Source organism: Nevskiales bacterium (assembly GCA_035574475.1).
GTDB lineage: Bacteria > Pseudomonadota > Gammaproteobacteria > Nevskiales > DATLYR01 > DATLYR01.
The window spans coordinates 1-12,681 of record DATLYR010000029.1; the positions used below are offsets into that span (position 1 = coordinate 1).

The 12,681-nt window shown below is 68.1% G+C and carries 9 protein-coding genes; 7 read left to right on the forward strand and 2 right to left on the reverse strand.

Going from position 1 to position 12,681, the window contains the following annotated elements; translation table 11 throughout:
- From VNJ47_01790 to VNJ47_01820, 7 genes are all read left to right on the forward strand, one after another.
- Positions 1-876, forward strand: an 876-nt coding sequence (locus tag VNJ47_01790; protein HXG27567.1) for a deoxyguanosinetriphosphate triphosphohydrolase, incomplete at its 5' end; no start/stop codon positions are given.
- A 206-nt stretch (positions 877-1,082) separates the two neighbouring features.
- Complete coding sequence (gene gltB / locus VNJ47_01795) at positions 1,083-5,732, forward strand: glutamate synthase large subunit (protein HXG27568.1); 4,650 nt, start codon at positions 1,083-1,085, stop codon at positions 5,730-5,732.
- Positions 5,733-5,750: 18 nt separating this feature from the next.
- The gene (locus VNJ47_01800) at positions 5,751-7,232 is read left to right on the forward strand and encodes a glutamate synthase subunit beta (GenBank protein ID HXG27569.1); all 1,482 of its coding nucleotides are present in this window, start codon (positions 5,751-5,753) and stop codon (positions 7,230-7,232) included.
- A 48-nt stretch (positions 7,233-7,280) separates the two neighbouring features.
- The gene (pyrF, locus tag VNJ47_01805) at positions 7,281-8,057 is read left to right on the forward strand and encodes an orotidine-5'-phosphate decarboxylase (protein HXG27570.1); all 777 of its coding nucleotides are present in this window, start codon (positions 7,281-7,283) and stop codon (positions 8,055-8,057) included.
- A gap of 95 nt (positions 8,058-8,152) precedes the next feature.
- On the forward strand, positions 8,153-9,211 hold the full coding sequence (hemE, locus tag VNJ47_01810) for a uroporphyrinogen decarboxylase (protein ID HXG27571.1): 1,059 nt from the start codon (positions 8,153-8,155) through the stop codon (positions 9,209-9,211).
- Between the two features lie 55 nt (positions 9,212-9,266).
- Positions 9,267-10,178 carry an acyltransferase gene (locus VNJ47_01815; protein ID HXG27572.1) on the forward strand — a complete coding sequence of 304 codons (912 nt, stop codon included), beginning with the start codon at positions 9,267-9,269 and terminating at the stop codon, positions 10,176-10,178.
- 15 nt (positions 10,179-10,193) lie between these two features.
- Entirely contained in the window at positions 10,194-10,967 is a 774-nt protein-coding gene (locus VNJ47_01820; protein HXG27573.1) for an SDR family NAD(P)-dependent oxidoreductase, read from the forward strand.
- A 21-nt stretch (positions 10,968-10,988) separates the two neighbouring features.
- On the opposite strand, the gene VNJ47_01825 is transcribed toward VNJ47_01820, so the two are convergent.
- Entirely contained in the window at positions 10,989-12,347 is a 1,359-nt protein-coding gene (locus VNJ47_01825) for a UDP-glucose/GDP-mannose dehydrogenase family protein (GenBank protein HXG27574.1), read from the reverse strand.
- Positions 12,348-12,401: 54 nt separating this feature from the next.
- The coding region (locus VNJ47_01830; protein ID HXG27575.1) for a hypothetical protein at positions 12,402-12,681 on the reverse strand (280 nt) is incomplete at its 5' end.

Below are 12,681 nucleotides of genomic sequence, written 5' to 3' on the forward strand. Positions count from 1 at the left end.
GCCCTGGCGCACGACCTCGGGCACACGCCCTTCGGCCATGCCGGCCAGGACGCGCTCGACGAATGCATGCGGCCCTACGGCGGCTTCGAGCACAACATCCAGTCGCTGCGCGTGGTGGACAAGCTGGAGGAGAAATACGCCGGATTCGACGGCCTCAACCTGACCTTCGAGACCCGCGAAGGCATCCTGAAGCACTGCAGCAAGGCCAAGGCGAAGGAGCTGGGCGATGTCGGCGAGCGTTTCCTGACCGGCGGCCAGCCGAGCCTGGAGGCGCAGCTCGCCAACCTGGCCGACGAGATCGCCTACAACAACCACGACGTGGACGACGGCCTGCGCGCCGGGCTGATCTCGCTGGACCAGCTGATGGCCGTGCCCCTGTTCCGCCGTTTCGCCGACGACGTCTCGGACCGTCATCCCGGCCTGTCGCCCAAGCGCCTGCGTCATGAGGTGGTCCGGCGCATGATCAACCACCTGGTCTCCGATCTGGTCGAGCACAGCCGCGAGCAGCTGCGCCAGGCCGCGCCCGCGGACAGCGAGGCGGTGCGCGCGGCCGGCCGGCCGCTGCTCGGCTTCAGCCCGGCAGTGCGGGAGCAGAACCTGGAGCTCAAGCGCTTCCTGCACCAGCACCTGTACCGGCACTACCGCGTGCACCGCATGACCGCCAAAGCGCGGCGGGTGGTGCAGGCCCTGTTCCAGGCCTTCATGGCCGACCCGCGCCTGCTGCCGGCCAAGGTGCAGCAGGCGGCGGCGCGGCTGCAGGCCAAGGCCGGCGACGGCGGCCAGGCGCGCGCCGTGGCCGACTATATCGCCGGCATGACCGACCGCTACGCCATCGACGAATACGAGCGGATTTTCGAGCCCCGCCGTCTCGGCTGAGCACCCCGACCCGGCGATTTTCCTCGGCCAATGAATTGAATCAGGCGCGTTCCTCGCTTTATACTGAAGGGCTCGCCTCCCCCGTCGGCCGCACTCCGGAGCCAGCCTGATAACGCCTTCGGTGGTCGCGATGCGGCCGGCGGTTTGGCCGCAACCCTGGGCCGTAAGCCGGCGCCCGGTCCGCGACACGTAATTCGGTATCCAGCATGCACAGCAGACACGACAACACTGGCGGCCGCCCGGCCGGTCTCGGCCTGCCGCCCAAGCAGGGGCTCTACGATCCCCGCTTCGAGCACGACGCCTGCGGCGTCGGCTTCGTGGTGGACATCCAGGGTCGCGCCTCGCACAAGATCCTGCGCCAGGGCATCCAGGTGCTGGTCAACCTCGACCACCGCGGCGCCTGCGGCGCCGAGACCAACACCGGCGACGGCGCCGGCATCCTGCTGCAGATGCCGCACCGCTTCCTGCGCGAGGAATGCGACAAGCTCGGCATCAACCTGCCCGCCCCGGGCGAATACGGCAGCGGCCTGGTGTTCCTGCCGCGGGATCCCACCCTGCGGCGCCAGATCGAGGAACGCTTCGGCGACATCGTCGAGTCGGAAGGGCAGGTACTGCTCGGCTGGCGCACCGTGCCGACCGACAATTCGATGCTCGGCGCCACCGCCCGGGCCAGCGAGCCCTTCATCCGCCAGGTGTTCATCGGCCGCGGCGCGGACGTAGCCGACGCGCTGGCGTTCGAGCGCAAGCTCTACGTCATCCGCAAGCACGCCTACAACGACATCCGTGCCTCGACCCTCGACGGCGCGGATTACTGGTACATGTGCAGCCTGTCGTACAAGACGCTGGTCTACAAGGGCATGCTGCTGACCCTGCAGCTCGACCAGTACTTCCCGGATCTGCGCGACGAGCGCATGGAGACCGCGCTGGCGCTGGTGCACTCGCGCTTCTCCACCAACACCTTCCCGAGCTGGGACCGCGCGCACCCGTACCGCTACATCGCCCACAACGGCGAGATCAACACCCTGCGCGGCAACCTGAACTGGATCAACGCGCGCGAGGCGCTGTTCAAGTCGGAAGCCTTCGGCGAGGACATGGCCAAGATCCTGCCGGTGGCCAACCCCAACGGCAGCGACTCGGCGATCTTCGACAACGTGCTCGAGCTGCTGGTGCTGTCCGGCCGCTCGCTGCCGCACGCGGTCATGATGATGATCCCGGAGCCCTGGCAGGGCCATAACGGCATGGACGACGCGCGCCGCGCGTTCTACGAGTACCACGCCTGCCTGATGGAGCCCTGGGACGGCCCCGCGTCCATCGCCTTCACCGACGGCGTGCGCATGGGCGCGATCCTGGACCGCAACGGCCTGCGCCCGTCGCGCTACTACGTCACCCGGGACGGACTGGTGGTGATGGCCTCCGAGGCCGGCGTGCTCGACGACATCCCGCCGGAGAACGTGCTGCGCAAGGGCCGCCTGCAGCCGGGCCGCATGTTCCTGGTGGACACCGAGCAGGGCCGCATCATCGAAGACGAGGAGATCAAGCGCCAGATCGTCGGCGAGCAGCCCTACCGCGCGTGGCTGCAGCAGCATCTGGTCACCCTCGCCGACCTGCCGCCCGCACCCGAACTGCCGGTGCCGGACCACGACACCCTGCTGCAGCGGCAGCTGGCCTTCGGCTACACCTTCGAGGACCAGCGCCTGCTGATGCTGCCGATGGCGCGCGACGGCGTGGAAGCGGTCGGCTCGATGGGCAACGACACCCCGCTGGCGGTGCTCTCGTCCAAGCCGCGCCTGCTGTTCGACTACTTCAAGCAGCTGTTCGCGCAGGTCACCAACCCGCCGATCGACTGCATCCGCGAGGAGCTGGTCACCGCCTCCGAGGTGCTGCTGGGCGCGGAGGGCAACCTGCTCGAGCCGCAGCCGGGCGACTGTCGGCGGCTCGAGCTCAAGGCGCCGGTACTGACCAACGAGGAGCTGGCCCAGATCCGCCGCATGGCACTGCCGGGCCTCAAGGTCGGCGAGCTGTCCATCCTGTTCCCGGCGAGCAAGGGCGAGAAAGCGCTGGGCAAGGCGCTCGAGGCGCTGTGGGCGAACGCGCGTAAGCTGATCGAGAAGGACGGGGTCAACATCCTAATCCTCAGCGACCGCGGCGTGGACCGGGACAACGCCCCCATTCCCTCGCTGCTGGCGGTATCCAGCCTGCATCATTACCTGATCCGCGAGGGCCTGCGTACCCGCGTCAGCCTGGTGTTGGAATCCGGCGAGCCGCGCGAGGTACACCATTTCGCCGTGCTGATCGGCTACGGCGCCAGCGCGATCAATCCCTATCTCGCCTTCGAGACCCTCGACGGCATGATCCGCGACGGGCTGCTAGTCGCCAACGGCCAGCCGTTCGAGCACAAGAAGGCCTGCAAGAACTACGCGAAGGCCGCGACCAAGGGCGTGATCAAGGTCATGTCCAAGATGGGCGTGTCGGCGGTGCAGAGCTACCACGGCGCCCAGCTGTTCGAGGCCGTGGGCCTGCGCCAGGACCTGATCGACCGGCATTTCACCGCCACCGCCTCGCGCATCGGCGGCATCGGCCTGGACATCGTGGCCCGGGAGGCGCTGATGCGCCACCAGGCCGCGTTCCCACCGCGCCCGGTGGACGCGCACACTCTGCCCGCCGGCGGTCAATACCAGTGGCGCGCCGACGGCGAGCATCACCTGTTCAACCCGGAATCCATCCACCGCCTGCAGAAGGCGGTGCGCACCGGCAGCTACGAGACCTACAAGTCCTACGCGCAGCTGATCGACGACCAGTCCACCCGGCTCGCCACCCTGCGCGGACTGCTCGAGTTCAAGCCCGCCAAAAAGCCGGTGCCGCTGGAGGAAGTGGAGCCGGTCGAGAGCATCATGCGCCGCTTCAAGTCCGGCGCCATGTCCTACGGCTCGATCAGCAAGGAGGCGCACGAGACCCTGGCCATCGCCATGAACCGCATCGGCGGCAAGAGCAACACCGGCGAGGGCGGCGAGGATGCAGAGCGCTTCGTCCCGCTGCCCAACGGCGATTCCAAGAATTCGGCGATCAAGCAGGTCGCCTCGGGCCGCTTCGGCGTCACCAGCCATTACCTGGTCAACGCAAAGGAGATCCAGATCAAGATGGCGCAAGGCGCCAAGCCCGGCGAGGGCGGCCAGCTGCCCGGCACCAAGGTCTACCCGTGGATCGCCAAGACCCGCGGCACCACCGCGGGCGTCGGCCTGATCTCGCCGCCGCCGCACCATGACATCTACTCGATCGAGGACCTGGCCGAGCTGATCCACGATCTCAAGAACGCCAACCGTGACGCGCGCATCAGCGTCAAGCTGGTGGCGGAGGTCGGCGTCGGCACCATCGCGGCGGGGGTAGCCAAGGCACATGCCGACGTGGTGCTGATCAGCGGCTATGACGGCGGCACCGGCGCCTCGCCGCTGACCTCGCTCACCCACGCGGGCCTGCCCTGGGAGCTCGGCCTGGCCGAGACCCACCAGACCCTGGTGATGAACAACCTGCGCTCGCGCATCGCGGTGGAAACCGACGGCCAGCTGAAGACCGGCCGCGACGTGGTCATCGCCGCGCTGCTCGGCGCCGAGGAGTTCGGCTTCGCCACCGCGCCGCTGGTGGCGATGGGCTGCATCATGATGCGCGTCTGCCACCTCAACACCTGCCCGGTCGGCATCGCCACCCAGGACCCGCGCCTGCGCGAGCGCTTCACCGGCAAACCCGAGCACGCGGTCAACTTCATGCGCTTCGTCGCCCAGGACATGCGCGAGATCATGGCACAGCTCGGCTTCCGCACTGTCGAGGAGATGATTGGCCGCGTCGACCGCCTCGAGCCGAAGAAGGCCATCGAGCACTGGAAGGCCAGGGGCTTCGACCTGTCCAGCATTCTGTACCGGCCGGATGCGGGCCCCGAGGTCGGCCGCTACTGCCAGATCCCGCAGGACCACGGTCTGGAAAAGTCGCTGGACATGACCCGCCTGTTGGATCTCTGCCGGCCGGCGATCGAACGCGGTGAAAAGGTCAGCGCCGAGCTGCCGATCCGCAACATCAACCGCGTGGTCGGCACCATCACCGGCAGCGAGATCACCAGGAAGTGGGGCGTCGAAGGCCTGCCCGAGGACACGATCCGCATCAAGTTCACCGGCTCGGCCGGCCAGAGCTTCGGCGCCTTCATGCCGCGCGGCATGACCTTCACCCTGGAGGGTGACGCGAACGACTACTGCGGCAAGGGCCTGTCCGGCGGCAAGATCATCGTCCGGCCACCCGCAGAAGCCCGCTTCGTGCCGGCCGAGAACATCATCGTCGGTAACGTGGCGCTGTACGGCGCGACCTCCGGCGAGGCCTACTTCGGCGGCATGGCCGGCGAGCGCTTCGCGGTGCGCAACAGCGGCGTCGACACCGTGGTCGAGGCCGTGGGCGACCACGGCTGCGAGTACATGACCGGCGGCCATGTGGTGGTGCTCGGCGGATGCGGGCGCAACTTCGGCGCCGGCATGTCGGGTGGCATCGCCTACGTGCTCGACGGCACCGGCAGCATCGGCGGCAATATCAACCTGCAGATGGTCGGCACCGAGAAGCTGGAGGACCCGGCCGAAATCGCCAAAGTCCGCGGGATGATCGAAAAGCACCTGGAATATACCGGCAGCGCGCGGGCGCGCGAGGTGCTGGCGGACTGGGACGCGAACGTGCCGCGCTTCGTCAAGGTCATCCCCAAGGACTACAAGCGCATGCTTGCCTGCATCAAGAGGGCCCATGACCAGGGCCTCACCGGCGACGAGGCCATCATGGTGGCCTTCGAGGAAAACGCGCGCGACCTGGCGCGCGTGGGCGGCAACTGACGAATGGATATGTGAGCGATGGGCAAGCCGACCGGATTCATCGAATACCTGCGCGAACTCCCCGCCGACCGCACGCCGAGCGAGCGCGTGGCCGACTGGAAGGAATTCCATTACCACATGGAAGAGTCCAAGCTGCGCGAGCAGGGCGCGCGCTGCATGGACTGTGGTGTGCCCTTCTGCCACACCGGCAAACTGGTCAGCGGCATGGCCTCGGGCTGCCCGATCAACAATCTGATTCCGGAATGGAACGACCTGGTCTACCGCGGGCTGTGGCAGGAGGCACTCGCGCGCCTGCACAAGACCAACAACTTTCCCGAGTTCACCGGCCGCGTGTGTCCCGCGCCCTGCGAAGGTTCCTGCGTGCTCGGCATCTCGGCGCCGCCGGTCACCATCAAGAACATCGAGGTCTCGATCATCGACAAAGCCTTCGAGGAGGGCTGGGTCGTGCCCGAGCCGCCCAGAGTCCGCACCGGCAAGGAGGTGGCCGTCATCGGCTCCGGTCCCGCGGGCCTGGCCGCCGCTGCACAGCTCAACAAGGCCGGCCACCTGGTGACCGTGTTCGAGCGCGATGACCGCCCGGGCGGCCTGCTCATGTACGGCATCCCCAACATGAAGCTGGACAAGCGCGAGGTGGTCGAGCGCCGCCTCAAGCTGATGGAGCAGGAAGGGATCACCTTCGTCTGCAACACGCCCGTCGCCGGCGAGGCCGCGAAGCGGCTGCTCAAGGACTACGATGCCGTGGTCATCTGCACCGGCGCCACCCTGCCCCGCGACCTGCAAGTCGAGGGCCGCCAGCTCAAAGGCGTCCACTTCGCCATGGATTACCTGCGCGGCAGCACGCAGGCCCTGCTCAACGGCGGTGCCGAGCATGCGCCGATCCACGCCCGCGGCAAGGACGTCATCGTCCTGGGCGGCGGCGACACCGGCACCGACTGCGTCGGCACCGCCATGCGCCAGGGCTGCCGCTCGCTCATCCAGCTCGAGATCCTGCCCAAGCCGCCCATGGAGCGTGCCCCGGACAACCCCTGGCCGGAGTGGCCCAAGGTCTACAAGCTGGACTACGGCCAGGAGGAAGCGGCGGCGAAGTTCGGCCAGGATCCGCGCGCCTACCTCAAGACCGTCAAGAAGCTAATCGGTGACCCGAACGGCCAGCTCGAGGCCGTGGTCACCGTGGACGTCAGCTGGGAAAAGAACGACAAGGGCCAGTTCCTGCCGGTAGAGCGCCCGGGCAGCGAGCAGACCCTGCCCGCCCAGCTGCTGCTGCTGGCGATGGGCTTCCTCGGGCCCGAGGCCGAGCTGCTGCAGAGCCTGGGCATCGAAACCGATGCGCGCAGCAACATCAAGGCCGAGCACGGCAAGTTCGCGACCAACGTCAAGGGCGTGTTCGCAGCCGGCGACTGCCGCCGCGGCCAGAGCCTGATCGTGTGGGCCATCAACGAGGGCCGCGGCGCCGCGCGCGAGTGCGACCGCTATCTGATGGGGTCCACGGACCTCCCGTAAGGTTCTCGCCCCTTCCCCCTTGATGGGGGAAGGTTAGGATGGGGGTGAATGATGACAGACGGCTCCACCACCCCCTCCCCGACCCTCCCCCATCAAGGGGGGGGGCGCGGAATCATCCCTGCCCGCGAACGCCTGATCTTCGCGCTCGACGTGCCGGACGCGAATGCCGCGCGCGCGCTGGTCACGCGGCTGGGCGAGAGCGTGGTCTTCTACAAAATCGGCCTCGAGCTGAGCATGTCCACCGGCTTCTTCGGCCTGCTGGACTGGCTCAAGGCCGAAGACAAGAAGGTCTTCGTGGACCTCAAGTTCTTCGACATCCCGGAAACCGTGGCGCGCGCGGTCGGCAACCTCGCCGCGCGCGGCGCCGACTTCTGCACCGTCCACGGCAACCAGGCGATCATGGAGGCGGCAGCGAAAGCCAAGTCCGGCAACCTCAAGCTGCTGGCCGTGACCGCACTCACCAGCCTCGACCGCGGCGACCTCGACGACCTCGGCTTCGCCTGCGACGTGGGCGAGCTGGTGCTGTCGCGTGCGCGGCGCGCGCTGGCGGCCGGCTGCGACGGCGTGGTGTCCTCCGGGCTCGAAGTCGAGCGCCTGCGGCGTGAGGCGCCGCGCGAGCTGATCGTGGTCACGCCCGGCATCCGGCCCGTGGACAACGTGCGCGAGGGCGACCAGAAACGCGTGATGACGCCGGCGGCCGCGATCCGGTCCGGCGCGGATTACCTGGTGGTCGGCCGGCCCATCCGCGACGCCGCCGACCCGCGCGCCGCCGCCGAAGCGATCCAGACAGAAATTGAAAATGCATTAAATGCACGGACAGGATAACAAGATCGACAGGATGAACAGGCCATGACCTTGATTCTCGAACTGGATTAATCTGTGACTCCTGTAAATCCTGTCGTCCTGTCCAAGTCTTCATCATGAAAAACGACCGTCTGCTGCGCGCGCTGCTGCGTCAGCCGGTGGACCGCACGCCGGTGTGGATGATGCGCCAGGCCGGCCGCTACCTGCCGGAATACCGCGCCGTGCGCGACAAGGCCGGCGATTTCATGACCATGTGCAAAACGCCGGAACTGGCCTGTGAGGTCACGCTGCAACCGCTGCGGCGCTTCCCGCTCGACGCCGCGATCCTGTTCTCGGACATCCTCACCATCCCGGACGCGATGGGCCTGGGCCTGCACTTCGTCGAGGGCGAAGGCCCGAAGCTCCACACGCCAGTGCGCAGCGCAGCGCAGATCGAAAAGCTCGCCGCACCCGATCCCGAGACCGACCTGCGCTACGTCATGGATGCCGTGCGCCTGATCCGGCGCGAGCTGGACGGCGCCGTGCCCCTCATCGGTTTCGCCGGCAGCCCCTGGACACTCGCCACCTACATGGTCGAAGGCGGCGGCGGGCATGATTTCGCCCTCATCAAGAAGATGCTGTACGACGCGCCCGAACTGCTGCACGCGCTGCTCGGCAAGTTGGCGCTTGCGGTGCGTGACTATCTCAACGCCCAGATCCGTGCCGGCGCGCAGGCGGTGCAGATCTTCGATACCTGGGGCGGCGTGCTGTCGCCCGACACCTATGCGCTGTTCTCCCTGACCTACATCCGCCAGATCGTCAGCGGCCTGATCCGCGAGCAGGACGGCCGCCGCGTGCCGGTGATCGTGTTCACGAAGGGGGGCGGGCAGTGGCTGGAGGCCATGGTCGGCTGCGGCTGCGACGCGCTGGGCCTGGACTGGACCACGGACCTGGACGATGCGCGCCGGCGCGTCGGCGCACAGGTCGCCCTGCAGGGCAATCTCGATCCCTGCGTGCTCTACGCCAGCCCGGCGAAGATCCGCGCGCAGGTCGCCGCGCTGCTGGCCGATTTCGGCGCGCACGACGGGCATGTCTTCAACCTCGGGCACGGCATCCTGCCGGACGTGAACCCCGAGCATGCCGGCGCGATGATCGCCGCCGTGCAGGAACTCAGTCCCGCCTATCATCGCCGCTAGGCCGGGCGCCCGCGCTGCGGTTATAGTGTCCGGGCCCGACAAAAACCATCCGATCATGTGGCGCATCCTCCCTGACTGGCTGCTGGCCTCGATCATCGTCCTGCTCGGCTGCACGGCCACGGTGCTGATCTTCCTGTTCGTGGTGCTGGTGCCGGCGCTGCTCAAGGTGCTGATCCCCATCCCCACCTGGCAACGCTGGATGACCGCGCTGCTGGTGCCCGGCGTGAGCTTCTGGGCCTGGACCATCACCCGCTGCATGGATCTGGCGCGCCAGCCCGTATGGGACGTGCAATGGCCCCCCGGTCTCGACCCGAAAGGCAAATACCTGCTGATCAGCAACCACAGCACCTGGCTCGACATCCCGGTGCTGCTGCGAATCTTCCATGGCCATATCCCCTTCCCACGGCCGTTCATCAAGCGCCAGCTGATCTGGCTGCCGATCATCGGCTTCTGCGCCTGGGCGCTGGACTGCCCGTTCATGCGCCGCCACACGCGGGAAGAGATCGAGCGCAACCCGGCGCTGCGCGGCAAGGACCTGGAGACCACGCGCCGCGCCTGCGAAAAGTTCCGTCACATCCCGGTCACCGTGCTCAATTACGCCGAGGGCACGCGCATGACCGAGGAAAAGCGCATCGCGCGCAACTCGCCCTACCGGCACCTGCTGCGGCCCAAGTCCGCGGGCGTGGCCTTCGTGCTCAACGCGATGGGCGAGCAGTTCGACGCCATTCTGGACATGACCATCGCCTACACGCCCGGCCAGCGCGCCAGCTTCTGGGACTACCTGTGCGGGCGCGTCGGGCATATCTACGTGCGCATCGAGAAACTGCCGGTGCCGGCGGAGCTGATCGACGGCGATTACCAGAACGACCCCGTATTCCAGCGCCGCTTCCAGCAGTGGATGACCGCGCTGTGGGACCGCAAGGAGAAGCTCATCGACGCCCTGCATGCGCAAATGCAGGCCGGCTGAGCCAGGAGACAGACGATGACAGCGACGACGACACCGGGACGGGTATGGATCACCGGCGGCGGCACCGGCATCGGCCGCGCGCTGGCCCTGCGCATGGCGCGCGCCGGCTGGCAGGTGGCCATCTCCGGGCGGCGCGAGGCGCCGCTGCGGGAGACGCAGGCCATGGCGCAGGGCGCGGCCGGGCGCATCGAGTGCTTCCCCTGCGACGTCACCCATCATGCCGGGGTGCTCAAAACCGTCGAACAGATCGAGGCCGCCCTCGGCGAGCTGGACATGGCGGTGCTCAACGCCGGCACCTATGCCGGCGAGCGCGAGACCCGCTTTTCGGTGGAACTGTTCCGCGAGATCCTCGACACCAACGTGATGGGCGTGGTGCACGGCATCGACGCCGTGCTGCCCGGCTTCTACGCGCGCCGCAAGGGCCAGATCGTGATCGTCGCCAGCGTCGCCGGCTACAGCGGCCTGCCGATGGCGGCGGCCTACGGCGCCAGTAAGGCGGCGCTGATCAACATGGCCGAGAGCCTCAACCTGGACCTGGCGCCGAAGGGAATCAAGGTCACGCTGGTGTGCCCGGGCTTCGTCAAGACCCCGCTCACCGACCAGAACAAATTCCCGATGCCGTTTCTGATGGATGCCGACGCGGCGGCGGAGAAAATGTACGCCGGCATCCTGTCCGGCGCCTTCGAGGTCACCTTCCCCAAGGCGCTGGCGCTGCCGCTCAAGGCCATGCGCAGCCTGCCCTACGCGCTGTACTTCCCGCTGGCACGCAAGGCGACCCAGAAGAAATAGGCTGCCCCGCAGCGCGGGGCCTCAGCGGCCGACGCCGAAATACTCCAGCCCGGCGGCGCGTGCATCCTGCGCGCGGAAGAAATTGCGCGCGTCCACCAGCACCCGGGTGCGCATCTCGCCCGCCAGCCGGCGCAGGTCCAGCCTGGCGTACTGCGCCCACTCGGTGGCCAGCAGCAGCGCGTCGGCTCCCCTGGCCAGCTCGTACACGTCGGCGGCCGACTCCACGCCCAGCGCATCCAGCTCGGGGCGCGCGTTGTCCAGGCCCACCGGATCGTGGGCGCGCACCACCGCGCCGCGCTCGACCAGCAGCCGCACCAGGTCCATGGACGCCGACTCACGCACGTCGTCGGTGTCCGGCTTGAAGGCCAGCCCCAGCACCACGATGGTCTGGCCGCGCAGCAGCTTGAGCGCGGTCTGCAGCTTCTCCACCACTGCGCGACGCTGGCGCTGGTTGACCTCGCAGGCGGCCTCGATGATCGGCATCTGGTAGCTGTACTCGCCGGCCATGGCCATCAGCGCCTTGGTGTCCTTGGGGAAGCAGCTGCCGCCCCAGCCCAGACCGGCATTGAGGAAATGCGGGCCGATGCGGTGATCCAGCCCCATCACGCGCGCCACCTGGGTGATGTCGGCGCCGACGCGCTCGCACAGGCCGCCCATCTCGTTGATGAAGCTGATCTTGGTGGCGAGGAAGGCGTTGCAGGCGTACTTGCTGACCTCGGCGCTGGTGGCGTCGGTGGTGATGTAGCGCGGCAGGCGATAGTCGTCCGGGCGCTTGAGGAAGCTCGGCGGCGTGAAGCTCTGGTCGAGCAGCGGCTTGTACAGGTGGTACATCGCGTCCATGGCATGTTCGGAAGCCGCGCCCACCAGCACGCGGTCGGGATAGAAGCTGTCGGCCAGCGCGCGACCCTCGCGCAGGAACTCGGGATTGGAGGCCATGAACAGCTCCGCCGCCACGCCGCGGTTCTTCAACGCCTGGCGCACGATGTGCTCGACGCGGCGGTTGGTGCCGATCGGCACCGTGGATTTCACCACCAGCGTGTAGCGGCGCCCGTTCTGCAGGCCCTCGGCCAGCGTCGCGGCGGCGGACTCGACCTGGCTGACGTCGGCCTCGCCGTTGGGCTTGGGCGGCGTGCCGACCGCGATCAGGATCACGTCGGCTTCGCCCACCGCGCCGCGCAGGTCGTCGGTGAAGACCACCCCGTCGCGCAGCAGCTGCAGCAGCTCGTCCATGCCGTACTCGTGGATGGGGCTTTTGCCGGAACGCAGCAGGCGCAGCTTCTCGGGGTTGGCATCGACGCAGGTGACGTCGTGGCCGATATAGCCCAGGGTCAGGCCGGTGGTCAGGCCGACATAGCCGGTGCCGACGATGGTGACGCGCATTGCAGATCCGCCCTGCGCCGGGTGGCGCGTGAATGGTCTTGTTATGGGCGCATTCTACGGGTACCCCCCGGATAAATCACCCGAGGACGCCGCGGGCGAAGACCCCGCGACCGGGCCCTGCTCCGCGATGCGGGCGCGCAACTGCGCATGCCGCGCACGGTCGAGGGGAAAGTCCCAGACCAGGGCGACGACGCCGAGCTTGATGAGTACCGGCAGGCCGCCATACAGCAGCCCGAGCGCCAGCAGCGCGCCGCGCTCATTCGGGCCCTCGGCCGAGAAACCGGCCCACTGCAACAGCGGCAAGGCCACACCGACCGCCAGCGCCAGGGCCAGC

Coding starts and splice junctions, on each gene's coding strand:
- gltB (HXG27568.1), top strand. CDS start 1,083: ATGCACAGCAGACACGACAACACTGGCGGCCGCCCGGCCGGTCTCGGC.
- VNJ47_01800 (HXG27569.1), top strand. CDS start 5,751: ATGGGCAAGCCGACCGGATTCATCGAATACCTGCGCGAACTCCCCGCC.
- pyrF (HXG27570.1), top strand. CDS start 7,281: ATGATGACAGACGGCTCCACCACCCCCTCCCCGACCCTCCCCCATCAA.
- hemE (HXG27571.1), top strand. CDS start 8,153: ATGAAAAACGACCGTCTGCTGCGCGCGCTGCTGCGTCAGCCGGTGGAC.
- VNJ47_01815 (HXG27572.1), top strand. CDS start 9,267: ATGTGGCGCATCCTCCCTGACTGGCTGCTGGCCTCGATCATCGTCCTG.
- VNJ47_01820 (HXG27573.1), top strand. CDS start 10,194: ATGACAGCGACGACGACACCGGGACGGGTATGGATCACCGGCGGCGGC.
- VNJ47_01825 (HXG27574.1), bottom strand. CDS start 12,347: ATGCGCGTCACCATCGTCGGCACCGGCTATGTCGGCCTGACCACCGGC.